Source organism: Streptomyces luteosporeus, assembly GCF_039532865.1.
Classification (GTDB): Bacteria; Actinomycetota; Actinomycetes; order Streptomycetales; family Streptomycetaceae; genus Streptomyces; species Streptomyces luteosporeus.
In genome coordinates, this window is record NZ_BAAASL010000022.1 from 1 (window position 1) to 25,150 (window position 25,150).

Annotated in this window: 21 protein-coding genes and 1 riboswitch; of the genes, 7 read left to right on the plus strand and 14 right to left on the minus strand. The window is 69.1% G+C overall.

From position 1 onward, the window contains the following. Positions 1 to 123 precede the first annotated feature (123 nt). The 3 genes from ABD361_RS24775 to ABD361_RS24785 form a co-directional block, all read right to left on the minus strand. The gene (locus ABD361_RS24775; RefSeq protein WP_344438115.1) at positions 124 to 954 is read right to left on the minus strand and encodes a carbohydrate ABC transporter permease; all 831 of its coding nucleotides are present in this window, start codon (positions 952 to 954) and stop codon (positions 124 to 126) included. Beyond that, the gene (locus ABD361_RS24780; RefSeq protein ID WP_344438117.1) at positions 951 to 1,931 is read right to left on the minus strand and encodes a carbohydrate ABC transporter permease; all 981 of its coding nucleotides are present in this window, start codon (positions 1,929 to 1,931) and stop codon (positions 951 to 953) included. Before ABD361_RS24780 ends, ABD361_RS24775 begins: the two co-directional genes overlap by 4 nt. 152 nt (positions 1,932 to 2,083) lie before the next feature. Next, entirely contained in the window at positions 2,084 to 3,355 is a 1,272-nt protein-coding gene (locus ABD361_RS24785; protein ID WP_344438119.1) for an extracellular solute-binding protein, read from the minus strand. 245 nt (positions 3,356 to 3,600) lie between these two features. On the opposite strand from ABD361_RS24785, the gene ABD361_RS24790 reads away from it, so the two are divergent. The 3 genes from ABD361_RS24790 (at position 3,601) to ABD361_RS24800 (ending at position 5,231) form a co-directional block, all read left to right on the plus strand. Then, positions 3,601 to 4,368, plus strand: a complete 768-nt coding sequence (locus ABD361_RS24790; RefSeq protein ID WP_344438121.1) for a GntR family transcriptional regulator — start codon at positions 3,601 to 3,603, stop codon at positions 4,366 to 4,368. Between the two features lie 162 nt (positions 4,369 to 4,530). Next, entirely contained in the window at positions 4,531 to 4,701 is a 171-nt protein-coding gene (locus ABD361_RS24795) for a hypothetical protein (protein WP_344438123.1), read from the plus strand. A 23-nt stretch (positions 4,702 to 4,724) separates the two neighbouring features. Beyond that, positions 4,725 to 5,231, plus strand: a complete 507-nt coding sequence (locus tag ABD361_RS24800; protein WP_344438124.1) for a hypothetical protein — start codon at positions 4,725 to 4,727, stop codon at positions 5,229 to 5,231. 3 nt (positions 5,232 to 5,234) lie between these two features. On the opposite strand, the gene ABD361_RS24805 is transcribed toward ABD361_RS24800, so the two are convergent. From ABD361_RS24805 to ABD361_RS24820, 4 genes are all read right to left on the minus strand, one after another. After that, positions 5,235 to 6,872, minus strand: a complete 1,638-nt coding sequence (locus ABD361_RS24805; protein WP_344438127.1) for a lytic transglycosylase domain-containing protein — start codon at positions 6,870 to 6,872, stop codon at positions 5,235 to 5,237. 75 nt (positions 6,873 to 6,947) lie between these two features. Then, positions 6,948 to 8,834: an FG-GAP-like repeat-containing protein gene (locus ABD361_RS24810; RefSeq protein ID WP_344438129.1), complete on the minus strand. Its 1,887-nt coding sequence runs from the start codon at positions 8,832 to 8,834 to the stop codon at positions 6,948 to 6,950. A gap of 80 nt (positions 8,835 to 8,914) precedes the next feature. Continuing rightward, positions 8,915 to 10,438, minus strand: coding sequence for a S1 family peptidase (locus ABD361_RS24815; RefSeq protein WP_344438131.1), 1,524 nt, complete (start codon positions 10,436 to 10,438; stop codon positions 8,915 to 8,917). 143 nt (positions 10,439 to 10,581) lie between these two features. Beyond that, a complete protein-coding gene (locus tag ABD361_RS24820) occupies positions 10,582 to 11,091 on the minus strand; it encodes a hypothetical protein (RefSeq protein WP_344438133.1) in 510 nt (169 codons plus the stop codon). Between the two features lie 417 nt (positions 11,092 to 11,508). On the opposite strand from ABD361_RS24820, the gene ABD361_RS24825 reads away from it, so the two are divergent. Then, positions 11,509 to 15,420, plus strand: a complete 3,912-nt coding sequence (locus tag ABD361_RS24825) for a polymorphic toxin-type HINT domain-containing protein (RefSeq protein ID WP_344438135.1) — start codon at positions 11,509 to 11,511, stop codon at positions 15,418 to 15,420. A gap of 112 nt (positions 15,421 to 15,532) precedes the next feature. On the opposite strand, the gene ABD361_RS24830 is transcribed toward ABD361_RS24825, so the two are convergent. Then, positions 15,533 to 15,886 (minus strand): hypothetical protein, encoded by a 354-nt coding sequence (locus ABD361_RS24830; protein WP_344438136.1) that lies wholly within the window; start codon positions 15,884 to 15,886, stop codon positions 15,533 to 15,535. Positions 15,887 to 16,110: 224 nt separating this feature from the next. Here ABD361_RS24830 and ABD361_RS24835 point away from each other — a divergent pair, with 224 nt between their 5' ends. Further along, positions 16,111 to 16,887 (plus strand): ALF repeat-containing protein, encoded by a 777-nt coding sequence (locus tag ABD361_RS24835; RefSeq protein WP_344438138.1) that lies wholly within the window; start codon positions 16,111 to 16,113, stop codon positions 16,885 to 16,887. Here ABD361_RS24835 and ABD361_RS24840 read toward each other — a convergent pair. From ABD361_RS24840 to ABD361_RS24865, 6 genes are all read right to left on the minus strand, one after another. Then, positions 16,869 to 18,086 (minus strand): MFS transporter, encoded by a 1,218-nt coding sequence (locus ABD361_RS24840; protein WP_344438140.1) that lies wholly within the window; start codon positions 18,084 to 18,086, stop codon positions 16,869 to 16,871. The two genes, ABD361_RS24835 and ABD361_RS24840, sit on opposite strands and share 19 nt — an antisense overlap. Further along, positions 18,083 to 18,601: a glycine-rich domain-containing protein gene (locus ABD361_RS24845; protein WP_344438142.1), complete on the minus strand. Its 519-nt coding sequence runs from the start codon at positions 18,599 to 18,601 to the stop codon at positions 18,083 to 18,085. Before ABD361_RS24845 ends, ABD361_RS24840 begins: the two co-directional genes overlap by 4 nt. Beyond that, positions 18,598 to 19,851, minus strand: a complete 1,254-nt coding sequence (locus tag ABD361_RS24850; RefSeq protein ID WP_344438308.1) for a phenylacetate--CoA ligase family protein — start codon at positions 19,849 to 19,851, stop codon at positions 18,598 to 18,600. Before ABD361_RS24850 ends, ABD361_RS24845 begins: the two co-directional genes overlap by 4 nt. Positions 19,852 to 19,984: 133 nt before the next feature. Next, positions 19,985 to 20,137 carry a hypothetical protein gene (locus tag ABD361_RS24855; protein ID WP_344438144.1) on the minus strand — a complete coding sequence of 51 codons (153 nt, stop codon included), beginning with the start codon at positions 20,135 to 20,137 and terminating at the stop codon, positions 19,985 to 19,987. A 216-nt stretch (positions 20,138 to 20,353) separates the two neighbouring features. Further along, positions 20,354 to 21,874 carry a SulP family inorganic anion transporter gene (locus ABD361_RS24860; RefSeq protein ID WP_344438146.1) on the minus strand — a complete coding sequence of 507 codons (1,521 nt, stop codon included), beginning with the start codon at positions 21,872 to 21,874 and terminating at the stop codon, positions 20,354 to 20,356. Between the two features lie 35 nt (positions 21,875 to 21,909). Then, positions 21,910 to 22,530 (minus strand): carbonic anhydrase, encoded by a 621-nt coding sequence (locus ABD361_RS24865; RefSeq protein WP_344438148.1) that lies wholly within the window; start codon positions 22,528 to 22,530, stop codon positions 21,910 to 21,912. A gap of 314 nt (positions 22,531 to 22,844) precedes the next feature. On the opposite strand from ABD361_RS24865, the gene ABD361_RS24870 reads away from it, so the two are divergent. Further along, positions 22,845 to 23,147, plus strand: coding sequence for a DUF3311 domain-containing protein (locus ABD361_RS24870; protein ID WP_344438150.1), 303 nt, complete (start codon positions 22,845 to 22,847; stop codon positions 23,145 to 23,147). Further along, a complete protein-coding gene (gene mctP, locus ABD361_RS24875) occupies positions 23,144 to 24,775 on the plus strand; it encodes a monocarboxylate uptake permease MctP (protein WP_344438152.1) in 1,632 nt (543 codons plus the stop codon). The genes ABD361_RS24870 and mctP overlap by 4 nt, the downstream gene beginning before the upstream one ends. Positions 24,776 to 24,969: 194 nt before the next feature. Beyond that, positions 24,970 to 25,094: riboswitch (cobalamin riboswitch) on the plus strand. The last annotated feature ends 56 nt before the right edge of the window (positions 25,095 to 25,150 follow it).

Genomic DNA, 25,150 nt, shown 5'->3' on the forward strand with positions numbered 1-25,150 from the left:
TGCGCGTCGGCTGCGGGCCGTCGTGGCCGATCGCGCCCACGCGGCGGCAGCCGCAGATCGACGCTGCCCCGCGCCCCTACGGGGCGTCGTGGTGCCGCGTGACGGAGATCCACCGGACACGCCCTAGCCCTTCACTGCGCCGGAGGTGAGGCCTCCGACCGCCTTGCGCTGCAGGATGACGAAGAGGACGAGGATCGGTACGGCGAAGAGCGAGGAGGCGGCCATGGTGGCGCCCCAGTCGTCGCCGAAGGTGGTGCGGAATCCGGTGATCCACAGCGGGAGCGTCTGTGCGCCCGGGTCCTTGTTGAGGATGAGGACCATCGGGAATTCATTCCACACGGTGATGAAGCCGAACAGCGACGTGGCCATGACGCCCGGCGCCAGCAGCGGGAAGATCACCTTCCGGAAAGCCTGGAGCCGGGTGCAGCCGTCGACCATGGCGGACTCCTCCAGCTCCTTGGGCACGGCGGCGACGTAGCCGCGCAGCGTCAGGACGGTGAAGGGCAGCACCATGACGGTGTAGATGGCGATCAGCGGCGGCAGGCTGTTGAGCATGTCCGCGTCGCGCACGATCATGTAGTACGCGATGGTCATGACCTCCCAGGGGGCCATCTGCGCCATCATCATCACCAGGACGAAACCCTTGCGGCCCTTGAAGCGCATGCGCGCGATGGCGAAGGACGCCAGCAGCGCGATGACGAGCGAGAGCCCGACGGCGACCAGGGTGACGGTGAGGGAGTTGCCCACGAACGTCCAGAAGCCGTCCGCCGCCACCGCCTTGTCGAAGTGCTCGAAGGTGGGGCTGGCCGGGAACCAGACGGGGGTGTCGCCGACGATGTCCTTGTTGGCCTTGAAGGCCGTGGCGAACATCCAGTAGACGGGGAAGGCGAAGACGACGAACAGGACGCACGCCGTCACGGGCGGCCAGACGCGGCCGATCAGCGGGCGCCTCACAGGTCGTCCTCCTCTTGCTTGAGCACCAGGCGCAGGTAGTAGGCGGTCAGGCCCAGCAGGATCACGATGGTCAGGATGGAGATGGCGGCGCCCATGCCGAAGTGCTGGCTGCCCATGCCCTCGGCGAAGGCGTACACCGGCAGGGTCTCGGTGAGCCGGTCGGGGCCGCCCTCGTTGATGGCGAAGACCTGGGTGAACGCCTTGAAGACCCAGATGACCTCGAGGAAGGTCGTGGCGAGGAAGAAGGGCTTGAGGAAGGGGAAGGTCACGGAGGTGAACTTCTTCCAGGTGCCCGCGCCGTCCAGGGAGGCCGCCTCGTACAGCTCCTTGGGGATGGTGGTCGTCGCCGCGTAGAGGTTGATCGCCACGAAGGGGATCGACTGCCAGACGATCAGCACGGTGATGACGAAGAACGTGGACAGCTGTCCGCTGGTCCAGTTGTAGCCGGCCATGGAGTGCGCGCCGAGGGTGTCGAGCAGGTAGTTCACGACGCCGAAGCGCTGGTCGAACAGCCACTGGAAGACCGTGGTCGCGGCGACGACCGGCATCGCCCAGGCCAGGACCAGGCCGAGCGAGAGCAGCAGGCGGGCCTTGCCGCCCAGCCGGGCCAGCAGCAGGCCGATCAGACAGCCGAGCACCATGATCAGGGCGACGTTGGCGGCCGTGAAGAGCACCGTCCGGCCGGTGACGTGCCAGAACTCGGTGCTGCGCAGCACGTCGGAGTAGTTGTCGAGGCCGGTCCACTCGGTGACGTGCCGGATCAGCTGGCGCTTGTTGAGGTTCTGCAGCGACAGCAGGCCGTTCTTGACCATCGTCCAGCCGAGCAGCAGCACGGTCAGCGCGACGGTGGGCAGGATCAGCAGGTACGGCACGCTGCCGGCAGCGCGCTCACGGCCGCGGCGGGGCGGCGGCGCGGTGCCCTTGCCGGTCCGAGGCGCGGGCGCGGTGGCCGGCACCTCCTCGATCTGCGCTGACATCGTCGTCCGCCTTCTCCCTGTGGACCTGTGGATCTGTGGATCTGTGGAACGGTGGTGCGTGGGTATGCGGAGCCGGCCCGGGCCCGAGGGCCCGGGCCGGATCCGCCGCTCTCCTGCTTGTGAGCTCCTGCTTCTGGGCTACTGCTTCTGAGCTACTGCTTCTGGCTGAGGCGCTTGTTCATCTCGGCCTCGACCTGCTGGGCGGCGTCGGCCGGGGACTTTCCTTCGAGGACGGCCGTCATGTACGCCTTGACCGGGTTGGGCGCGTTCTCGACGTTGGCCCACTCGGGGATCAGCGGCGTGGTGCCGCCGCCCTTGGCGGCCGGCGCGGCGGCCTCGGCGGCGGCGTTGCCCTTGAGGTTGGTCAGCAGCGCGTCCTTGTTGGGGATCGAGCCGACCTCCTTGGCGAGTGCCGCCTCGTTCTTGTCGGAGAGCGCGATCTTCAGGAACTCCTGGGCGAGGTCCTTCTTCTTGCTGCCCTCGGCGACGGCGAGGTTGGAGCCGCCGAGGAAGACGCCCTCGGGCTTGTCGGCGCTCTCACCGGGGATGGTGAAGTAGCCGATCTCCTTCTCGATCTGCGGGTTGGCCTTGATCGCCGTCTGGGCCTCCCAGCCCATGCCGATGAACGCGCCCGTCTTGCCCTTGGCGAAGACGTCGGCCTGCTGCGGGGTGGCCTCGTCCTTGTCCTTGGGGGCCTTGCTGAAGGCCTGGTACTGCTTGTAGATCTCCATGGCCTTGCCGACCTTGGGGTCGGCGAGGTTGGAGACGTACTTCTTGCCGTCCTTCTTCACCAGGTCGGCGCCGGTGCCGATGGTCAGGCCGTCGAAGAAGTACCAGTTCTGGCCGGGAAGGTAGAGCGGCTCGGCGTCGCCCTTCTTCTGGATGGCCTCCAGGTCCTTGAAGAACTCCTCGCGCGTCTTCGGCACGTCCTTGATGCCGGCGTCCGCCCAGATGCGCTTGTTGTAGATGACCACGCGGTTGGCGGCGTACCAGGGGGCGGCGTACTGCTTGCCCTCGAAGACGGCCGCCTTGTTGAGGGACTCGGTCCAGCCCGCGCCGATCTCCTTCTTCAGGTCGTCGAGCTCGGCGAGGCCGCCGGTCTGGGCGTAGGAGGGGGTCTGGGTGTTGCCGATCTCCAGGACGTCCGGCGGGTTGGACTCGGAGAGGGCGGTGGTGATCTTCTGCTGGATCCCGTTCCACTTCTGGACCTGGATGTCCAGCTTCGCCCCGGTCTTCTGTTCGAACTCGGCCTGGACGGCCTTGGTCCAACCCGCCGGATTCGAGCCATCCATCAACCAGACGGTGAGGGTCTTGCCCTTGGAACCGTCCGCGGCCTTTTCCTTGTCGCTGTCGCTGGACCCACAGGCAGCAACACTCACCAGCATGGCCGCGACACCCGTCGCCGCTATGAGCCCTCGCTTCACGGCACTCTCCCTCAAGGACCGACTGTGGTCTTTAATGGTTTAGACCAGTGCCCGCAGCTTGGCCTAGACCTTTTGGGGTGTCAAGGGTGTATAAGAGTCGCCTCGGCTCCGTTACCGGACCGACACCTCGGCACCGGCCGGGGGCATCTCCGGCCATCCCGGGCCATGCCCGTGCCACCATGTGACCGCTACGGACGGAGGAGCCGGTGACGGCAGCAGGACCATCGGAGTCGGGAAGGCACGCCATGGCGACCGAGGGCGGTACGGCGGAGAGCGGCGGCGCGGGAGGCGCGCGGACCGCGCGCATTCCCAAGTATTACCGCCTCAAACGGCACTTGCTGGACATGACCGAAACCATGCCCCCCGGCACCCCCGTGCCCCCCGAACGCACCCTCGCCTCCGAGTTCGACACCTCGCGCACGACCGTGCGCCAGGCCCTGCAGGAGCTCGTCGTCGAGGGCCGGCTGGAGCGCATCCAGGGCAAGGGCACCTTCGTGGCCAAACCCAAGGTCTCCCAGGCCCTCCAACTGACCTCCTACACGGAGGACATGCGCGCCCAGGGCCTGGAGCCCACCTCGCAGCTGCTCGACATCGGCTACGTCACCGCCGACGACCGCCTCGCCGCACTCCTGGACATCACCGCCGGCGGCCGCGTCCTGCGCATCGAACGGCTCCGGCTGGCCAGCGGCGAACCGATGGCCATCGAGACCACCCACCTGTCGGCCAAGCGCTTCCCGGCGCTGCGCCGCAACCTGGTCAAGTACACCTCGCTCTACACCGCACTGGCCGAGGTCTACGACGTCCGCCTCGCCGAGGCCGAGGAGACCATCGAAACCTCCCTGGCCACCCCCCGCGAGGCCGGCCTGCTCGGCACGGACGTGGGCCTGCCCATGCTGATGCTCTCCCGCCACTCGCTGGACGCGGAGGGCAACCCGGTGGAATGGGTGCGCTCGGTCTACCGCGGGGACCGCTACAAGTTCGTGGCGCGGCTGCGCAGGCCGGCGGAGGAATGACGGCGACGGCCGACCCGGGCCGGGGGCCCGGGGGAGGAGTGAGGCTTCCGGCATAAGGAAGGACTAAGGGGCCGGGGGCCCTTCATGACCATTCGATGAGCGTTCCGCAAACATGCACGCACAGTGGCACCCGGTGTCAGTGGGCCCTCGTAGCCTGTGGCCATGTCCTGCAACACGCTCACGCCCCCGACCCCGGAGCAGCTCAACGCCGAGATCCGCACCTTCCTGGCCGCCCGCGCCGGACGCACCCTCACCAGCGCCGAGCGCGACGTCTACGAACGGCTGCGCACGGCCTGGCTGGCCGCCGGCCGCCAGGCCCGCCGCGGCCGCTGACGCCAAGCGCGTACGGTATCGGAATGAGCCACGCCGTCGAAGCCGTCGATGCCGCCGCCAGCGCCCTCCACCAGGGCACCTGGACCCCCGCCGACCTCGAACTGAGTCTCGCCCGGGACTTCCTGGCCCACCGCGACGCCCTGGATCCCCGCCTGCTTCCGGCCATGCCGCCCTCCCCCTCGCCCCAGGGCTGGGTGACCCAGCACGTGCTCTGGCTGGAGGACGTCGCCCAGCTCGCCGACGCCTTCCTGGCCGGCTGGCGCCCCTGGCTCGCCGACGGCCACATGGTGGCCCTCCTCACCGCCTACGCCACCCTGGCCCGCACGGCCACCCCCCTGGCCGCCCGCCTCGCCCAGGACTGGGCCGCCGAATGGCAGGCACCCCCGACCCAGGAACAGACCACCTGGTGGGAGGAGTGGCACCTCCCCCACGAACAACGCCGCGAACTCGACGCCCTGACCGACCGCCTCGTCATGACGGGCGCGGTGATGGTCATGGCCCTCAACAGCGCGGAGAACGCGGGGCAGTGACGCTCACGCGGTGACGGTGAGCTCGACGTCCAGGACGACGCCGTCGGCGGTGGCGAGCCGCAGCACGTACGTGCCCGGGTGCCCGTCGGCGTGGATCGCCGGCAGGGCGATCACGCCATCGGTGCCGGGTGGCGGCAGCACGAGGGTGCGGACGGCCTTGCCGGAGGCGTCGGTGAAGTACGGGCCGAGGGTGTTCTCGGCGGCGTTGTCCTTGCTCGTGAGGAAGGTGGCGGTGAGGACGGTGCCGAGGGCGGCCTGGCCGTAGCGGGTGGCCTTGACCCGCAGACCCTCGGCGAAGGCGCCGTTCGCCGGCGCTGTCAGGGCCTGTTCACCGACCCGTGCCAGGGTATCGGCGGTGGCGGTGGCGGACAGCCGGGCGTTCACCCGGAATGTCACCTCCTTGCCGGCGGTGCCGGCCCTGACGACGAAACCGCCCGGCCGGTCACCGACGCGCAGCCGCGGCGCGACGGCGATGCCCTGGGCGTCGGTGGTGACGGTGACGGTCGTGGCGTCACCGTGCTCGGGGAACCGGGCATCCGTGGCGGCCCCGACGATCTCGAAGGTGACGTCGGCTCCGGCGACGGCGTCGCCGCGGGCGTTGCTCGCCCGGACGCGCGCGACCTGGTCGAGGTCCTGTCCGGTCTCGGCGTCGCGGCTCTGCTCCCCGAGAGCAACAAGACGGGTGACGGTACGGACGTCGGGCTCGGGCCGGGGCTCGGGCGTGGGCACCGGCGTCGGCTTCGGCGTCGGCGTCGGCGTCGGCTTCTCAACGGACGCGGTGGTCGCCGCGGTCCGTACGACCACGCGGGTGGGAGCCCCGGACCGCCCGTCCGCCGGGTCGGGGTGGTGTGGAACGGCCGGGGCATCGTCGGGAAGGGCGGTGACCTTGCTGCCCTGGTACGTCCGCATCCACTGCAGGACGGCGTTGACGTATTCCCGCGAGTTGTTGTAGCTGAGGATCGCCTTGTCGAGGTCGGCGAGGTCCGTGAGGTTCCGGTCGCCCGCGCAGAGGTACCGGGCGGTGCCGAGGGCGGCGTCGTAAATGTTGTTGGGGTCCTTGACCCCGTCGCCGTTGCCGTCGGCGCCCCAGGTGACCCAGGTGGAGGGGATGAACTGGGTGGGGCCGACGGCACGGTCGTATTCCGTGTCCCCGTCCCAGCGCCCGCCGTCGGTGTCGCGGATGAGCGCGAACTGCTTCCCGTCCAGCCGCGGCCCCCGGATCGGCCGCTCCGTCGACCCGTCGGTGCGCAGCCCGTAACCGGAAGCGTGCACGGACTCCACCCGCCCGATCCCCGCGACCAGCTCCCACGGGATGCGACACCCCGGCTGGCTCGCGGCCAGCGCCTGGGCGGCCTTCTTGTACGCGTCCAACGCGGTGGCCGGAATACCGGCTTCACCACCGGTGGACAGCCCGGATCCAGCGGACTTGCGCAGGTCCGGCAGCACAAGGTCGGGCACGCCCCTGGACGGCGCCGCCTGCGCGCTGTCCGGCCCGGGCGCGGCCGGCCGGGCATCGGCGGTGAGCGGCCCCGCCCCGGCGGCCGTCGTCAACGAGGCGGCGAGCGCGGCCCCGCACAGCCCCCGGCGGGCACGGCGGGTGAGGAGAAAGGCGGGGGCGAGCTTCACCGGTACGAACTTCATGGGGTGCGGTGTCCTGGGATTGCTGGTGAACGGGTTGCGGGGCCGGCGCTCCGGGCGCCGGCCCCACGGGACGGATCAGCGCTTGAGACCGCTGTTCCAGACCTTCACGGGAGCGTTGAAGCCGCTCCCGTTGCTGGTGAAGGTCCACAGTCCGGTCGCCGTACGGCCGTCGGCGCCCTGCCCGTAGTCGTACGTGACGCTGATGTCGGCCTTGCCGTCACCGTTGAAGTCACCGGCGGCGAGCTCACTCGCTTCCCAGGTCCAGCTGTCGACCGAGGTGCCGCTCTCCCAGACCTTTCGCGGGTCGGTGAGGCCGTCCTTGGTGCCGGAGAAGACCCACAGGCCCGTCTTGTTCTTGCCGGAGACCGGGCCGTAGTTGTACAGGACGGCGATGTCGGCCTTGCCGTCACCGTCGAAGTCGCCGGCCACGACCTTGCTGGCCTCCCAGCTCCAGCTGCGGCCCTCCCAGGTCAGGCTGTTCCAGACCTTGCGGTGCTCGACGAAGCCGTTGCTGTTGTCGGCGATGAGCCACAGCGCCGTCTCGTTGCGGCTGTCCGAGGTCGTGCCGTTGCCGTAGAGGACGGCGATGTCGCTCTTGCCGTCACCGTTGAAGTCACCGGCGACCATCTTGCTGCTGTTCCAGTTCCAGCTGGTGGAGCCGCTCTCCCACGCCTTGCGGGGCTCGGCGAAGCCGCTGCCGGTGCTGGTGAAGGTCAGCAGGCCGCTTTCGTTGCGGGATCCGCTCTTGCCGTAGTTGTACAGGACGGCGATGTCGGTCTTTCCGTCGCCGTCGAAGTCGCCGGCTGCGACCTTGCTGGCATCCCAGTTCCAGCTCTTCCAGGTGCTGGAACCGCTCTCCCAGGCCCTTACGGGTGCGTTGAAGCCGTTGCCGTTGCTGGTGAAGGTGAACAGACCGGTCCGGTTGAGGCCGTCGGCGGTCCTGCCGTAGTTGTACAGGGCTCCGATGTCGGTCTTCCCGTCACCGTTGAAGTCACCGGACGTCAGCTTGACGGCGTCCCACCGCCAGCTGTCGGAGCCGGTGTCCCACACGGCGCGCGGCTCCCGGAACCCTTCGCCGGTGGCGGTGTGGACCCACAGCGCCGCACGGCCCCGGCCGTCCTTCGCCGGACCGTAGTCGGTCAGCATGGCGACGTCGGCCTTGCCGTCACCGTCGAAGTCACCGGTGGTCGTCGCGTAGCGCTTCGGCAGACCACGCACCTGCTGGATCCAGAAGGCGACGTCGTCGACCCGGCTGGCGACGGCACCCTTGCGGGTCTCGCCCTCGTTGCCGAAGCAGCCGCCCTGCCAGGAGGTGCTGCTGACGGCCACCAGCTCCTGGCGTCCGTCACGCTCCCGGAACACCGGCCCGCCGGTGTCGCCCTTGCAAACGGCCCCGTCCTTGCCGGTGATGTCGAGGCCGGTGCCCTTCACGGCATCGACGCCGAAGGCACCCGAGTGCACGCGGTCCGGCACCCACTCGTCCTTCGTACGGCCGTAGCCGGCGGCCCGCAGGACGTCGCCCTTGGCGGGAGCGGCGGCAGCGAGTGCTGCGGGCTCGGCACCGGCGACGGGAGCGGCGAGCCGTGCCATGACGAGGTCGCGGTCGTCACGCGGGACGAGCTCGACGACGTCCCGCACCTGCCCGGTCTCGGTGGCGAGGTCCGCCCGGCCGACGGTCGCCCGGGTCTTCATCTGGGGCGCGCCTGCGGTGACCTTGCCGCCCGGCTGCGCGGTGTCGGCGAAGCAGCTGGCGGCGGTCAGCACCCACTGCTCGTCCACGAGCGTGCCGGTGCAGGCACGCAGGCCTTCACCGATGTCGAGTTCGACGGTGGAAACGTACTGGCCGTCCTTGGCCACGTCGCCGATGACGGCGTGTGCGGGGGCCGTACCCAGTGCGCCGGCCGCGACGACAGTGGTGAGAAGGCCGGCTGCCCACGCTGCGCGCGAACGAGTGCGGTTCATGTGTCTTTCCTCGAGAGTCACAGATCCGGTCGCCGCCGCGGGGAGGCGGCGGCGACCGGACACATGAGGGAGCGCCGGACTCAGCCGACGAGCTGGACCTCGCCGTGCGTACCGCCGGCGTCGATGCCCGGGTAGTAGCTGACGTTGCCGTCGTTCCACCCGATGAGGAGGTCGTTGGGAGCCTTGCCGGGGGCGGTGAAGGAACCCACCGTCAGCGTCCGGGTGTTCTTCCACGCCGAACCGACGGGCCGGACGGTGATCCGGCTGCCGTGGTACCCGTCGGTGTCGACACCCGGGAAGAGCTGCGCCTGACCGTCGTTCCAGCGGATGAGGAGGTCGGCTGTCTTATTGCCGGTGAACTCACCGGCGGCGATGGACACGGCGTTCTTCCAGCCGTTGTCCGCCTTCGTCAGCTGGCTCTCCTTCTTCACCCCGTTGACGTCGGTGTCGGAGTACATCGACGTGGAGCCGTCCTCCCACAGCACGAGCAGATCGTCGCGCAGGGCGTTGGCGGTGAAACGACCGGCCGTGATGAGACGGGCGTTCTTCCACGAGTCGCTGCGGGCAAGGGTCTTCTCGTCGTGGACACCCTTCTCGTCGACGTGGGTGTACGTCGAGAGTTTGCCGCTGGCCCAGCGCACCGTGATGCCGTCGGAACCGCTCTCGGTGAACCGGCCACCGGTGACGGCGCGGGCGTCCCGCCAGTAGCTGCCCTTGTCGGCGATCTTGTACTCGGCGGAGAAGGGCTGCTTCGCATCGTCGTGGTCGGCACCCTGGAAGAGCGTGGCCTCGCCGTCCTGCCAGACGACGAACAGGTCCATGCGGCGCTTGCCGTTGTGGGAGTCGCCGGTGAAGTAGCCGGACGCGGTGTGGGCGGCGTACTTCCAGTTCGAGCGCGGCAGCAGCGTACGCGAGGACACGGACTGAACCCACCCGGCAATGTCGTCGACCCGCGCCTCGACGGCACCCTTGCGGGTCTCGTCCTCATTGCCGAAACAGCCGCCCTGCCAGGAAGCGCTGTTGACGCCGACGAGCTCGTAGCGGCCCCCGACCTCACGGAAGGCGGGACCACCGGTGTCGCCCTTGCAGACGGCGGCCTCAGCGCTCGCTCCGGCCAGCTCGACCGCCCCGTCCCGCAGGGCACCGACGGTGAACTTCGCCGAGTGCAGCTTGTCCGGCACCCACTCGTCCTTGGTACGGCCATAGCCGACGACACGCAGCTCCTCGCCCTGCGCGAGCGGCTTGAAGCCGATTTCGGCGGGAGTGACGCCGGTGACGGGCTTGGCCAACCTGGCCATCACCAGGTCGCGGTCCTCGCGCGGGACGAGCTCCACGACGTCCTGGACCTGACCGGCGCCATCGGAGAGGTCGGTACGACCGATGGTGGCGGTCGTCTTCAGCTTGGGGGCTCCGGGGGCCACCTTGCCGCCCTGAGCGGAGTCGTCTGCGAAGCAACTAGTGGCGGTGACGAGCCACTGCTTTTCGACCAGAGCAGCAGTACAGCTGCGCTTGCCGCCACCGATGTCGAGCTTCGCGGTGAAGGCGTACGTTCCGCTCTTGGCGACGTCACCGACGACGGCATTCGCGGGGGCAGCGGTCAGCACGCCGGCCCCAACAGTGGCCGTGAGAATTCCTGCTGTCCACACGGTGCGTGGAGCTGTGCGAAACACGATTCAATTCCTCAGAACGCGGTGAGTCAAAAATGATCTAGCGGGGGCGAGTCGATGACGCGGTGAGTGGAGTTGGATCAACCAGTCACGCGGAGCTCGAGCAGGGTGGCCTTCTTCGAGCCGGTGCTCGCGTCACCTTCACCGAAAGACGTCACCTCGTCCTTAGGGACGTCGACGGTCTTCGTCTTCCCTTCAGTGGTGATCGTGGCCTTCACCTCATGGTCCTCGTTCCAGAGGCCGAAGAACCTCGGAAGCTCCAGGGAGAGGTACCCCTTCTTCCCCGTCACCTTGAAACAGTGCTCAACGGTGTTGAGGTCTCTGTTGGCCTCGACCTTCATGCTCCACGAGCTGGAACACTCGGTCAGAACGATGTGTCCGTCACCCTTGATCAGCTTGAGGCCCTTTTCCCTGAGGATCTTGTCCGCACCCGGGTAACCGAAGTCCTCCACCGCCGAAGGCGGCGTCACATCCGTCGCACCGGACTGCTGAACGACGCGATCCTCGGCCTGAGGGGCAGCCTCGGCAGCAGTCAGGGTGCAAACGGCCGTAGCGGCCGCGACTGCGCCGACGACACCGGCGAGCAGCATTCTGCGCGCACTAAAGATCACCAGACATTCCTTCCAGGTGTATGCGGCAACAGATGCAAGCCGCGTGCGAAGCCCAGGTAAAGGGCAGGTATGGAACCTACCATCGACAGACCAAGGCGAGTTAAGAGGGGTACTCGATCACAAGTCGGACACAATGCCTGGAACCGTCCAGGGTCCACACACCCGCCAATCCTCCGGCCTCGACGTTATTAACGATCTTGGAATGAGGTTGTTCGACCGGCTGACGCACCCCTCGCGGCCAATCGAGGCGGTTATGCTCGCCCCGCCGATCTGGGCAGCAAGCAACTACCAAGAAAGGCGCACTTCGTGAGGCGCAGAGTCCGCTCGAACGGAGCGGGTAGAACATGGCCGCGTGGTATACGTGCGTTGTGTGCAGGCATACTGCCGCTGACACTCGTGGCGGGCGTCGTTGGGACGAGTCCCGCCGGTGCCGCAGAACCGGGCGAGGAAAGCAGAGATGCCGGCCCCATTCCGGCGACCGACCGCGGTCGCGTCGTCGGCTATTGGAAAGAAGGGGGCCCGGCTGTCAAGGCGGTGGCCGAAGCCGCATTGCTGGGCACGGATGCGGACGTAAAGCGCTTCCTCGACAATGAGAAGGACCTGGCAGCTCGTCAGGACGACCGCGTCGAAACGATGCAGATCCTCTCCCTCGGCGGCAGCAACGTGCGCGAGGCGGCGAAGCGGGCCCTGAACGGGTCACCCCAGGACCTACGAGACTTCGTGAAGGACGGCTGGGAGAAGCCGCTCGAAGCAGACCAGCGGATTCAGGCCTTCCAGGTCATGAGCACTGCAGGACCGAGCGTGCGGGAGGTCGGCAAGGCTGCCCTCAACGGCTCGCCCGACGACGTACGCGAGTTCCTCAACAAGACGCAGCACTCCGCTCAGCGAGCGGACGACCGTGTCCGCATCATGCAGATCCTCAGCACCGGTGGCCCCGCAACCAAGGAGGCGGCCAAGGTCGCCCTGAAGGGCTCCCCCGAGGACGCCAAGGAATTCCTGGAGGTGGGCCAGTACGTCGCCCGCGACCGGGACCAGGAACGTGCCACCGTGGAGCAGCTGGCGGATCTGGCCAAGGAAGCCGGCGTACTGGCCAAGCGTGAGACCGAGGCCGCCAAGGCCGCGTCGGACCGTGCGGTCGCCGCGGCCCAGCTCGCCAAGGAAGCCGCTCAGAAGGCGGCGAAGGAAACCGAAGCCGCTCGTAAGGATGCGAACAAGGCCGCCGGCGCGGCCAGCCGCGCGGCGGACGCGGCGAAGGGCGCCGCCCAAGCCGCTCAGCAGGCGATCAGCGCAGCCCGGGCGGCCAATGCCTCCGCACGCATCGCCGCGAGCGCTGCCTCACAGGCTGCGGCCGCTGCTGCGGGCGCGGCTCAAGCCGCGGCCCGTGCGCGCAGTGCTGCGGCGGACGCGGCGTCGGATGCCTCCAACGCATCTGCGGCGCGCAAGGCCGCCGAAGATGCCCGTACTGCCGCCAAGGGCGCCGAAAAGGCTGCCGAGGCCTCCGAGTACGCAGGTGTCGCGGCGAACGAAGCCGCCAACGCGGCCGACGCGGCGGCCAGCGCCGGCGCCAACGCGGACGAGGCAGCCAACGCCGCGTCCGAGGCCAGCGGTTTTGCGGACGCGGCCGGAGCGCACTCGGAAGAGGCCGCTGCCGCAGCAGCTCAGGCCAGGCGACATGCCCGTGAGGCGACTCGTGCGGCCAATGCGGCCTCAGCCCTTGCGCGTCAAGCCGCGAGCGCCGCATACGAGGCACGCAACGCTGCCACTTCCGCTGCCAAGCACGCCCGGGCAGCCGCGGAGGCTGCGGACGAAGCTGCCAAGCATGCCGGCGAGGCGGCCAAGGCCGCCGACGAGTCCAAAAAGCACGCGAAGGCCGCCAAGGACGCCGCTGACGAGGCGACCGCCGCAGTGAAGAAGGCCCGCGAGGTCCACGATCTGGCACGCAAGACCGAGGCCGAGGACCTGAAGACCCGCACTGCAGCCGCAATCGAGCAGGCCAAGGACCTCAAGGCAGCCGACGACGAGCGCCAGGCCGAAGAGGAGCGCTCCGCCAAGGAGGCCAAGGAGCTTGCCACGGAGGCGACCCGTCTGGCCGGTGAAGCCGCTGCGTCGAGCGTCGATCTCAATGACGTGGCTGTCAAGGGACGCAAGGTGGCGATGCTGACCTTGCGGACGGGCGGTCCCTGGAGCCAGGCCGCTGCTGAGGTTGCCCTCGCAGGCTCCGATCAGGCAGTGCGTGACTATGTACGCAACGGCTGGAAGGCCGCGCTGGCGCAGGACGAGTACGCCCGCGTCGAGCACGTGGCGGAGGACGGTGTCTCGGAGCCGGTCCGCCAGGCGGCGGAGAAGGCGCTCGAGGAGGGAACCGAAGCAACTCACGAGTTCCTGGTGTCCGGGCAGCACAACGTTGCGGCAGCTGCTTACCGGGTCAAGGTGATGCAGGTCAACAGCCTCGGCGGTCCGTCAGTGAAGGAGGCGGCCAAGCAAGCCCTGAAGGACGGTTCCCCCGCCAAGCTGCAGGAGTTCCTGAACAAGGGGCAGTACACGGCGCGTGGAGCCGATGAGCGGGTCCGTGCCATGCAGCTGATCAGCACCGGTGGTCCCGAGCTCAAGGCCGCAGCAAGGATCGCCCTCGAAGGCCCACCGCAGCTCCTGCACGACTTCATCGTGTCGGGCCAGTACATGGCCCAGCGCAAGGACAAGCTCGCCGCCACGCACGTCGCCCAGGTCGAGCGTCTGATCGCCGAGGCCGCGGGCATCGCGGCCACGGCACAGCAGAATGCTGCCAAGGCCGGCGAGTCGGCGGCCCGCGCCGCCAAGGCTGCCGACGATGCTGACAGGTACGCCAAGCAGGCTGCGGCGTCCGCCCTGGAAGCCGACAAGTACGCCAAACAGGCCGCACAGTCCGCAAAGGAAGCCGAGGCGTCGGCCGCGCAGGCCGCCGAGTCGGCGCGCCAGGCCCGCGCCGCCGAGGCAGACGCCCAGCGCGCCGCGGACGAGGCGGAGGTCTCCGCCGCCCTGGCCGAGAACTCGGCCCGCGCCGCGCGTGGCTCGGCCGACGAGGCCTGGACCGCCGCGAGTGAGGCCCGCGCCTCCGCCGAGGCGGCCGGCAAGGACTCCGCCGCGGCCGACAAGGCCGCCACGGATGCCATGACCGCCTATCTCGACCTTGAGCACAAGGAGGCTGCGAAGCGGCGTCAGAACGCGGAGGACCAGAAGGAGCTGGAGGAGATCAACCGCCTGCGTGAGGCTTTCGTGGCGCAGGAAGGAAAGATCGACTGGGGGCAGTTCGCCAAGGACGGCGGACATCTGCTGCTCGACGCCGCCGGCAGCACGAACGTGCCCTGGCTCAGCAACGCGGCCAACGCGGGGAACTGCGTCTGGTACGGGGCCGAGGGACAGAAGGTCGACGCCGCTACCTCCTGCTTGGGTATCGCCCCGGGCGCCGGCGCCGCCAACGGGGGCAAGGCGGCAAAGGGCGGCAAGAAGATCTGGGGCTTCATCAAGAAGGCCTTCAGCGGTGGGAGGAAGTGGGACCCGCCGTGCCCCGTTCCCGGTAACAGCTTCACGCCCGACACACCGGTCCTGATGGCCGACGGCTCCGCCAAGCCGATCAAGGACGTCAAGGTCGGAGAGAAGGTCCTTGCCACCGACCCCGCCGCGGGCCGGACCGAAGCCCGACCTGTTGATGATGTCATCACCGGTAACGGTCAGAAGCACTTGGTCAGGCTCACGGTCGACACCGACGGCAACGAGGGTGACGCCACTGAAACGATCACCGCGACCGAGGGGCACCCCTTCTGGCTGGAGGACCAGCAGGCCTGGACTGATGCAGGCGAGGTCAAGCCTGGGGCGATGCTTCGTACCTCGTCCGGGTCCTGGGTCAAGGTAACGGCCGTCGAGGCGTGGACTGCACCCCAGAAGGTCTACAACCTCTCCGTCAGCGGAATCCACACCTATTACGTGGCGGCGGGGAACACCCCGGTCCTGGTTCACAACACTCACACCTGCAAGTGGTCGAGTAAGTTCAAGGAATTGCCCAAGGGTGAAAACTCGACCGTGCGGACGCGGGAGACCACTGACGAGCTGCGCACCACGTTCGATGATTGGACCACCGGCTGCGGGTGCGATGCAAAGCGTTTGCCCAGCCGAGGAGACAAGATCCCCGATGTCTACATCCTCGGTGACAAGACCGTGATCCAATGGCGTAAGGAGTCCGACTCGGGCGGAGCGACGATCGACATCTTCCCGGCCAACCCCTCATCAAAGAAGCAAGCCCATCTCAAGGTGCATCTTCCCAAGAAAAAGTAGGCTGCGCCCGGAAGACAGTTACCGGTAACGACTGGATGACTGAATAGACGCAGGTGCCCTGCCGGAAGACATCCGGCAGGGCACCTGCGCACTGAAGACGATGCAATCTGCTTCAGGTCTCGGTGGTGCCAGGCCTCTCGTAGCCCAGCACGTCATGAAGCCACCGGTCGAAGTAGCGATCTTCCGCGCTCTTGTCGCCTTCTACGGTCAGCCATTCCCGGGCCGCCTCGACCATTTGGGCCTCGATCCTCGCCTTCTCGCCAGCCGGTTCGATCTCGACCAGGTCGGTGAGAGCGCCCCAGATGAGCTGCAGGGAGTAACAAGCCTCGTCTCCGTCGTCCCCCGGCCACTGCCGGCCCGAGCGACCCCAGATCTCCAAGGCGGCATCGTAAGGCTGCATGGATCCGCTCAGCATGGCTCGCGCATAGCCTCTGACTTCCGAGCGGTACTCCGTCGAATCTTCCATACGAGCAAGAATAACTTGACTCCATGGCAAACCTGGTGCCCGCCGGTAGTTTCGTTGACATACCCTTGATGGGTTGTTTTCTTGATCTCTTACATAAAGGTTGATGCATTCCCGTGAGGTTGACTCGTGTTTCCGCCGCCGTCGTTGCCGCCGCGCTGGCGCCGGCCGTTCTCTTCTCCTCCCCCGCCGTTGCCGCCGAGGGTGGTAAGGAGGCCGGGGTTTCCGTGCCTGACAAGGGGGCCGAGGCCAAGCAGGCCGAAGAGGACAAGGCTGCGATCCTGAAGGTCCTGGGCGAACCGAACATCGGTCGTGGGCTCAAGGCGGCGGCCGAGAAGGCGCTCGCCGGGACGCCCGAGGACATGCGGGCCTTCCTTGCCACCGGGCAGTACAAGGCCCGCGACGAGGACAACCGTGTGGCCATCCTGCGGATTCTCGGCGCGGGCAAGGACGTCGGTCCGGGTGTGCGGGAAGCCGCTGAGAAGGCGATGAACGGGACGCCCGAGGACCGGGTGAAGTTCCTGGAGACCGGGTACGAGCGGGCGCGGCTTGCGGACGATCGGGTTCGGGCCGTTCAGGTTCTGAGCGTCGGTGGGCCTGCCGTGCGGGAAGCCGCCAAGAAGGCGCTCAAGGGGACGCCCGAGGACGTGCGGCGCTTCCTCGAAGTGGGGCAGTACGAGGCGCGCGCCAAGGACGAGGCCGACGCGAAGGCCGCCAAGGAAGCCCAGGAGAAGGAGAAGGAGCAGCGGGAGAAGCGGGAGAAGGAGAAGAAGGACGGCGCATCGTCCAGCGGCGACCGCGGCCGTGGCAGCAGCACGGCCGAGCCCGTGGTCGACAGCGCCGGTAAGCAGGGCTCCGGCACCAAGGCGGCGCCCGCCGCCGGTGGCGAGATGGCCGCCACCGGTGCCGGTGCCGCGCTGCCGTGGGCCGTCGGGGGGAGTGCCGTTGCCCTCGCCGCCGGTGGGGGGATGCTCCTGGTGGCGCGTCAGCGGCGTCGGGGCTGAGAAGCCGCGACGGCGATCGGCAGGGTCGCCAGGGCCAGTACTGCGCCGCCGGCCGCCAGGGCCGGGTAGCCGCCGGTTGCGACGACCAGGCCCGAGAGCAGGCCGCCGGTGCTGCCGGCGATGGCCATGCCCACGTCGGCCAGGCCCTGGACGGAGGCGCGGGCGGTCAGCGGTACGGCGTCGGTGACGATGGCCGTGCCGCTGACCAGCGACAGGTTCCAGCCCAGGCCCAGGAGGGCGAGGGCCACGGCGAGGGCCGGGACGCGGTCCGGCGGGGCCAGGGCGGCGAGCAGTCCGGCGGCCGCCAGGACGACTCCGGAGGCGGCCGCCACCCGCAGGCTGCCGATGCGGTCGACCAGCAGCCCCGACAGCGGGGACGGCAGGAACATCGCCGCCACGTGCACCGCGATGACCAGGCCCGCCGCCTGGGTGCCGTGCCCGTGGCCGGTCATGTGGACGGGCGTCATCGCCATGACCGCGACCATCACGAGCTGGCCGGTGATCATCACCGCGGTGCCCGTGACGACTCCCGGGGTGAGGGTGCGCGCGGCTGCCGGCTCCGGCGGCCCTTGCGGCGTCAACTCCCTTGCCCTCAGCAGCGGGTCGGGCCGCAGCAGGAGCGCCAGGACGACCCCGGCCGCTGCGTAGGAGGCCGCCGCCAGGAGGAAGGGGCCGGTCAGGCGGTGCAGGCCCCAGGCGTGGGCGACCTCGCCGGTGACTCCGGCCAGGTTGGGGCCGACGACCGCCCCGAAGGTCGTGGCGAGCAGGATCGTGCTGACCGCGCGCCCGCGCCGGGCCGGGGCGGCGAGGTCGGCGCCGGCGTAGCGGGCGAGCAGGTTGGTGGCGGTGCCGGCGCCGTAGACGAACAGGGCGGTGAAGAGCAGGGCCGCGCTGCGGGCGCTCGCCGCGGCCACGACGCCCAGGCTGCCGGCGGCCGCCGTGGCATGGCCGAGGGCCAGGCCCGGGCGGCGGCCCAGGCGCTGGGACAGCCGGCCGATGGCCACCGCTCCGAGGGCCGCGCCGGCGGTGTGGAGCGCGGTGGGCAGGCCGGCGGGGCCGGCCGAGCCGAGCAGGTCCTCGGCGAGCAGGGCTCCGACGGTGATGCCGGCGGCCAGGCCCGCGCCGCTGAGTACCTGGGAGATCACCAGGACGGCGAGGATGCGCCGCTGCTCGGGGGCTTCGGCCTGCCGGGCGGTCACGCGGCCGCGAGCGGTGCGAGTGCGGAGATCTGCGCGAGCGTCATGTCCATCCGCTCGTGGAGGAAGCGCACGACGGTCCAGTGCGGCAGTGCTCCTTCGTCGAAGGGGCCGAACTCGGCGCAGTACAGGGGTATCCAGCGCAGCGCTTCCTCGATCGCCTGCTCGCGGCCGCCTTCGCCGTTGCCCGTGTGGGTCTCGTAGGCGACGCTGCGGTGGTGGATGAGGAAACGTCCCGGCAGGCGCTCCTCGCACAGTTCGCGGTATTCGCGGGTCTGCAGGATCAGGTAGTGCCAGACCTCGTCGATCTCCTGCTCGACCGGCAGGAAGAGCCCGCCGAGCCGCTCGCGGTGGCGGGAGACGAGATAGAGGTAGCGCAGGCATTCCAGGACCTGGCGTTCGGCGTACGCCCGCTCGTGCCCCGTCCGGTGGGTGACGTACTGCACGACTTCCTCGTGGAGGTCCTCGCCGAGCCGGGCGCGGAGGTCGGCGGGGCTCGTGTGCCGGGGTGTGCTCATGGGGCTTCCTGTCCTGCATCGGTGGCGAGCCAGGCGTACTTGCCGGACGCGCCGATGGGGATGTGGGTGCGGTGCACGAGCGAGCAGCGCCGCCCGGTCAGGTCGGCCACGGACCGTTCCAGGGCTGTGGCTGCGGAAGCGTCCAGCGGTTGCCCGTCGAACGTCGTGTACGCCAGCCGGCAGTCGGTTTCGCCCGTGAGTTGCAGCTGGTGGAGGAACACGCGGTCCGACACCGCCGCGACGCGGTTGTCGAGGTCGGCGTGCGCCACCGGGCCGTGCGGGGTGGCGAGCAGTTCCTTCTCCCGGCCGCAGAAGGCGGCGATGCGCCCGGGGTCGGGGGTGCCGTCGAGCGTGCGGACGCAGTCGCCGGAGCGGTAGCGCACGAGCGGCATGTACGGGTTGCGGACGCTGGTGACGATGAGGCTGTGGATGGAGCTGCCGGGTGCGACGGGGATCAGCTCGACGCTCATGTCGTCCAGGTAGGGCCGGTACCGGCCGTGCCGGTCGCTGTAGTAGAGGTAGCCGAGTTCGGTGCTGCCGAAGAGGTCGATGACCGGGCAGTCGAAATACGCGCGCAGGTAACGGCGTACGTTGCGCGGCGCGTACTCGTAGGCGTGGATGATGCTGGACGGGCGCGGCAGCGCATCCCGCAGCCCCCATTGCTCGACCTTGCGCACGAGGTGGGCGAGGTGATGGGCCGAGCAGTCGAGGTGGTAGCCGCCGTGGGGGTGGGCCGCGCCGACGGCCCGCACCTCGGCGAGCATCCGCTCGACGTCGGCGCGGTCCCAGAGGGCGGGGTCGAGGCGGAGGTTGAGGTAGAGCGTGCGGTCGTCCAGCCACCGCTGGTCCAGCGGCGGTACGGGCCCGGGCGCGGCGCCCCGCTTGGCGGCGTTGACCCGCGCCACGTGTTCCGTGGCCAGGACGGTGGTCAGGGAGACGCGACGGCAGCCCTCGTGCCACGTCCAGCCGATGTCGGGGTGCTCGCTCCACAGCCGGTAGTAGGAGCGCAGCAGGAAGTACGGGGGCCGGATGAGCTGCATCCGGGCGTGGTTGGTGCCCGTCGAGAGCACGAACTCCGCCTCGCCGGTCTCAAGGGCCCGCGCCAGCTGCGGTGTCATCCAGTTGTCGGGGAATCCGCGCGCTATCTCGGGCTTCTCCAGGATGGGGAAGTGTCCTCGGTCGACCGAGGCGCGGTAGACCGGGATGTCCCGCACGCGGTCGACGACGTCGGGCGACGGCTGACCGTTCATGGCATTCATGGCATTCATGGCGTTCACGGCATTCATGGCGTTCATGGCCACCTTCCGGGGCGAGGACGGTGGAGCGGGCCGTCGGGGCGCCGTGGCCCCGGCGGCCCGCTCCGGTCGCTGCAGTGGGGCCGGTTCAGGAAATGCAGCCGGTCTTGCCGGCGACGCTGATGCAGCCGGCCTTCGGGGCCGCACTGATGCAGCCGTCCTTCGCGCCCTGGGCGGAGTTGGCGGCCACCCAGCCCTTCCAGACCTCGTCCTGCGCCATCTTCTTGATCAGCTGCTCCATGGAGAACCTCCGGGTTGGTCAAGAATGCAACGAATGCAAGGAATGCGGCGATGTGCTTGCTTATGCACCGCCACACCGAAGGTAAAGGCTTGGCCAATGGAGTGTCAATGAAGTGCCATGCGGTACGAGCCGCTCAATACCCCCTGTAGGCACTGGAGTTGGGCATGGCGGAGCTGCCCGCCGGCCTCGCACCGACGGGCAGCCCTCACCGAGCGCCTACGCCTTGAAGACCGGCTCCTTCATCAACACCGGCTCCGTACCGCTGTCGTTGTGGCGGACGGACCAGTTCTCCAGAGCCGTGCGGCAGGCGTGGTCCAGATGGCGCACCGCCGACAGGTCCAGCTCGATGGGCCGGTCCTTGGGCAGTGCCTCCAGCGTCTCCAGGATGCGCGGCAGCCGCAGGAAGGTGGCGTTGCCGGTGAGGGTGACGACCATCCGGCCGCCGGTGAGCTCCCGGACGTCGACCTGGACGTGCGAGGTCTCCCAGGCGGACTTGGCCACGGCCAGCACCAGGCCGAGGACGACGCCCTCGAACATGCTGGTCGTCACGATGGCGATCGCCGTGACGGCGAGGACGGCCGCCTCACCGCGGTGCTTGCGCCACAGCGGGCCGATCTCCTTGACCGGTATCAGCTTGCAGCCCGCGTGCACCAGGACGCCGGCCAGGGCCGCGAGCGGGATGACCCCGATCGCCGTGGGCAGCAGTGCGGTGAACAGCAGCAGCCAGGCGCCGTGCAGGATGCGGGAGAGCTTCGTCCGCGCGCCGGCCTGGACGTTGGCGGAGCTGCGGACGATGACGGCGGTCATCGGCAGGGCGCCGAGGGCGCCGCACACGGCGTTGCCCACGCCCTGGGCGATCAGCTCCTTGTCGTACTGGGTGCGCGGGCCGTCGTGCATGCGGTCGACCGCCGCCGCACTGAACAGCGACTCGGCGGAGGCGATGAGCGTGAAGGCGACGACCGTGCCCACGACGCCGGCGCTGCCGAGGGAGGTCAGGTCGTTCAGGCCGGGCGGCTGGACGGCGTCGAGGAGCCCTTGGACCTTGACCTTGGCGACGTCGAGACCGAAGCCCGCGCTGACGGCGGTGGCCAGGGCGACGGCTGCGAGCGGGGCGGGCACCAACTGGGCCTTGGCCGGCAGCTTCTTCCAGCCGACGAGGACGGCGACGGTGCCCAGGCCCACGGCGAAGGCGGTCAGCGCGGTGCTGCTGGTGGCGATGTCGGCGACCAGCCCCGGAACGCCGGAGATCTTTTCGAGCCCGGAGCGCGGCTGTTTGACGCCGGCCATCGTGTACAGCTGGCCGAAGATCAGGACGAGCCCGATGCCGGCCAGCATGCCCTGGACGACCGAGACGGAGATGGCCCGGAACCAGCGGCCGAACCGCACGGCGCCCAGCCCTATCTGGAGCACGCCGGTGAGCAGCACGATCGCGCCGAGCATGCCGAGGCCGAACTCCCGGACGGCCTCGAAGACGAGCACGGTCAGACCCGCGGCCGGCCCGCTGACCTGCATGGTGCTGCCCGGCATCAGGCCGACGAGGAGCCCGCCGACTATGCCGGTTATCAGGCCCAGCTCGGCGGGCACGCCCGACGCCACGGCCACGCCGACGCACAGCGGCAGGGCCACGAGGAAGACGACGAGCGAGGCCAGGACGTCCTGGCGCAGGACGGCCGGGTTCTTGAAAGCAGAGAAAGCGGAGGAGGCGGAGGAGGCGGTGGAGGAGGAAGCGGAGTACATGGGTGAGGATCCCTCGGTCTTCGTGTCGGGCCGGGTCACAGGGGTCCGAACGCCAGGAGGCCCTCCTCGGGCCGGTGCACTCTCACCGCGCCCGTGTGCACTTCGTAGTACCAGGCGTGCAGCGCCAGGTCGCCGTCCGCCATCCGCTCGCCGATGCAGGGATAGGCGCGCAGCGTCTCCAACTGGGCGACGGCGTGGGCCTGTACGGCGGTGGCGACGTCCGGCGCGTCCGGGGCGACCGTACGGACCGGGGCGTGCGGCGGCACCGAGCGGTCGAGCCACTCGCGCACGGCCGGGACGCCCGAGAGGTCCTCGCCGCGGACGACGGCTCCCACCGCGCCGCAGTGGGAGTGCCCGCAGACGACGACGTCGCGGACGCCGAGGACGCTCACGGCGTACTCGATGGTGGCCGCCTCTCCCGTGGAGCCGCCGCTGGTGGGATAGGGGGGAACGACGTTGCCGGCGGTGCGCAGTTCGAACAGCTCGCCGGGGCGTGCGCCGGTGATGAGCGCGGGCACCACGCGCGAATCGGAGCACGTGATGAAGAGGACCTCCGGGGACTGCCCTGCTTCCAGGGCCCGGAAGGCCTCGGCGTACCGGGGGTCGGCCACGTGGGTGGTCGCGAAGGACCGGGCCTTGTCGATCAGTGACTTCATGATGGGCCTGCCTCCTGCGCCACTGCGGCTCTTCGCCGGGGCGCGGTGTGGTCGGGTCGGATCAAGAGCTTGCTGCGACCAGCACTTTACCAGTGCATTACCCCAGGAGGGGAGATAAAAATTCTTGTCAAATCCTGGACAAGAGTTGACAGTTGACGATCAGCTGGTCCAGTCCATTGCGGCGAGGCAACGGAAGACGACATTCCGTCGACGGCCGGCGTCCCGATATGCGGAAGAGGGGTGACGCCGGGCAGGAGCTCCCCTAGATTTCCAGCGCATTACACATGTGATCGCACCCAGGGACGGAGCCACTGATGTCGGAACCCCCCGAGCAACAAGCCGGACGACCGGTTGCCCATACGGCCGCGGACGGCCCGCGCACGCGCGCGACCGCCTCCCCGGCACCCCTGATCGTCGCCGGGATCTGCCTGGCCATCCCCTTCGTGGCCATGCTGTGGGTCGACTCCTACGCCCGCGTCTCCCCGGCCTTCATCGGTATTCCCTTTTTCTACTGGTACCAGATGTTGTGGGTGCTCATCGCGACGCTGCTGACCACGATCGCCTATGTCCTCGTTCGCCGTCGCGAACGCCTGCTCAAGGGAGGTGAATCGAAGTGAAGGAAGGGGTCAACGGTGTGGCACTGACCGTCTTCGTCTTCTTCTTCCTGGCCGTGACGGTCATGGGCTTCTGGGCCGCGCGCTGGCGAAAGGCGGAGAGCGCCGACAGCCTCGACGAGTGGGGGCTGGGCGGCCGCTCCTTCGGTACCTGGATCACCTGGTTCCTGCTGGGCGGCGACCTCTACACGGCCTATACCTTCGTCGCCGTCCCGGCCGCCGTCTATGCGGGCGGAGCGGCCGGATTCTTCGCCGTGCCGTACACCATCCTTTGTTATCCGCTCGTCTTCACCTTCCTGCCGCGCCTGTGGTCGGTCTCGCACCGGCACGGCTACGTCACCTCTTCGGACTTCGTCCGGGGCCGGTTCGGTTCCCGCGGCCTGTCCGTCGCCCTGGCCGTCACCGGCATCCTGGCCACCATGCCGTACATCGCGCTGCAACTGGTGGGAATCCAGGCGGTACTGGACGTCCTGGGCGTGGGCGGCGGCGAGAGTGCCAACTGGTTCGTCAAGGACCTGCCGCTGCTGATCGCCTTCGGCGTCCTGGCCGCCTACACCTACTCCTCCGGGCTGCGCGCGCCGGCGCTGATCGCGTTCGTCAAGGACGCCCTCATCTACATCGTCATCGCGGTCGCCATCATCTACATCCCGATGCGGCTCGGCGGCTTCGACGAGATCTTCGCCAAGGCGGCCAAGGCGTTCGCAACCGAGAATCCGGCCACCGGCAAACCGCGCGGTGCGCTCGTGACCGGATCCGATGCGCAGTGGGCGTACGCGACCCTCGCCCTCGGCTCCGCCATGGCCCTCTTCCTCTACCCGCACTCGGTGACCGCGGTGCTCTCCAGCAAGAACCGCAACGTCATCCGCCGCAACACCACCATCCTGCCGCTGTATTCCCTCATGCTCGGCCTGCTGGCCATGCTCGGCTTCATGGCGATCGCCGCCGGGGTGAAGGTGAAGAACGGGCAGCTGGCGATCCCCCAGCTGTTCGAGGACATGTTCCCCGACTGGTTCACGGGCGTGGCGTTCGCCGCCATCGGCATCGGGGCGCTGGTGCCGGCGGCGATCATGTCGATCGCCGCGGCGAACCTGTTCACCCGCAACATCTACAAGGACTTCCTGAAGCCGGACGCCACGCCCGAGCACGAGGCGAAGGTGTCCAAGATCGCATCCCTGCTGGTCAAGGTCGGCGCCCTCGCCTTCGTGCTGACGATGGACAAAACGGTCGCCATCAACTTCCAGCTGCTCGGCGGCATCTGGATCCTGCAGACCGTGCCCGCGCTGGTGGGCGGGCTCTTCACGCGCTGGTTCCACCGCTGGGGCCTGCTGGCGGGGTGGGCCGCGGGCATGGCGTACGGGACGTGGCGGGCGTACGCGACACCCAGCGCCACGCAGGACCATTTCGGCAATACCAACCTCATTCCGCTCATCGGGGAGAAGGGGTACATCGGCCTGACGGCGTTCGTGGTCAACGTGCTGGTGGCGGTGGTCGCCACACTCGTCCTGCGGGCGGTGGGGGCGCCGGACGGGGTCGACCTCACGCGGCCGTCGGACTACACGGCCGATGCGGGCGACCCCGGCGTGCAGGAGAAGCTGCCGCCGGCCACCGTGGAGGCGCCCGCGGCGGGCTGAACCCCACCCGACCCCCGCCCGACGGGAAACTCCTCCGGAAGACTCCGTCAAGAGACCACCAAGAGCCGGACGGGCTGCGGCGCAGCCCGTCCGGCTCTTGCCTGCAAGGACGCCTCCCCTACCACATTCCGCAACCACCTCATGACGCGCCGACACAACATGTGGGGGCGCGTGCGAGGCCCGGCACTAGATGTATGCTCGTGCTCGCTGTCGCCGCAGGGGAATCCGGTGCAAATCCGGAACTGTCCCGCAACGGTGAACGAGTGCGCACAAACACCGCACCACCAGTCCGAGGACCTGCCGGCAGCGCGCCCACCACCGAGCCCGCCCCGGGCTCGGCCATGGGCGTTGAACACGTCCGGGCCTCGCGGGTTG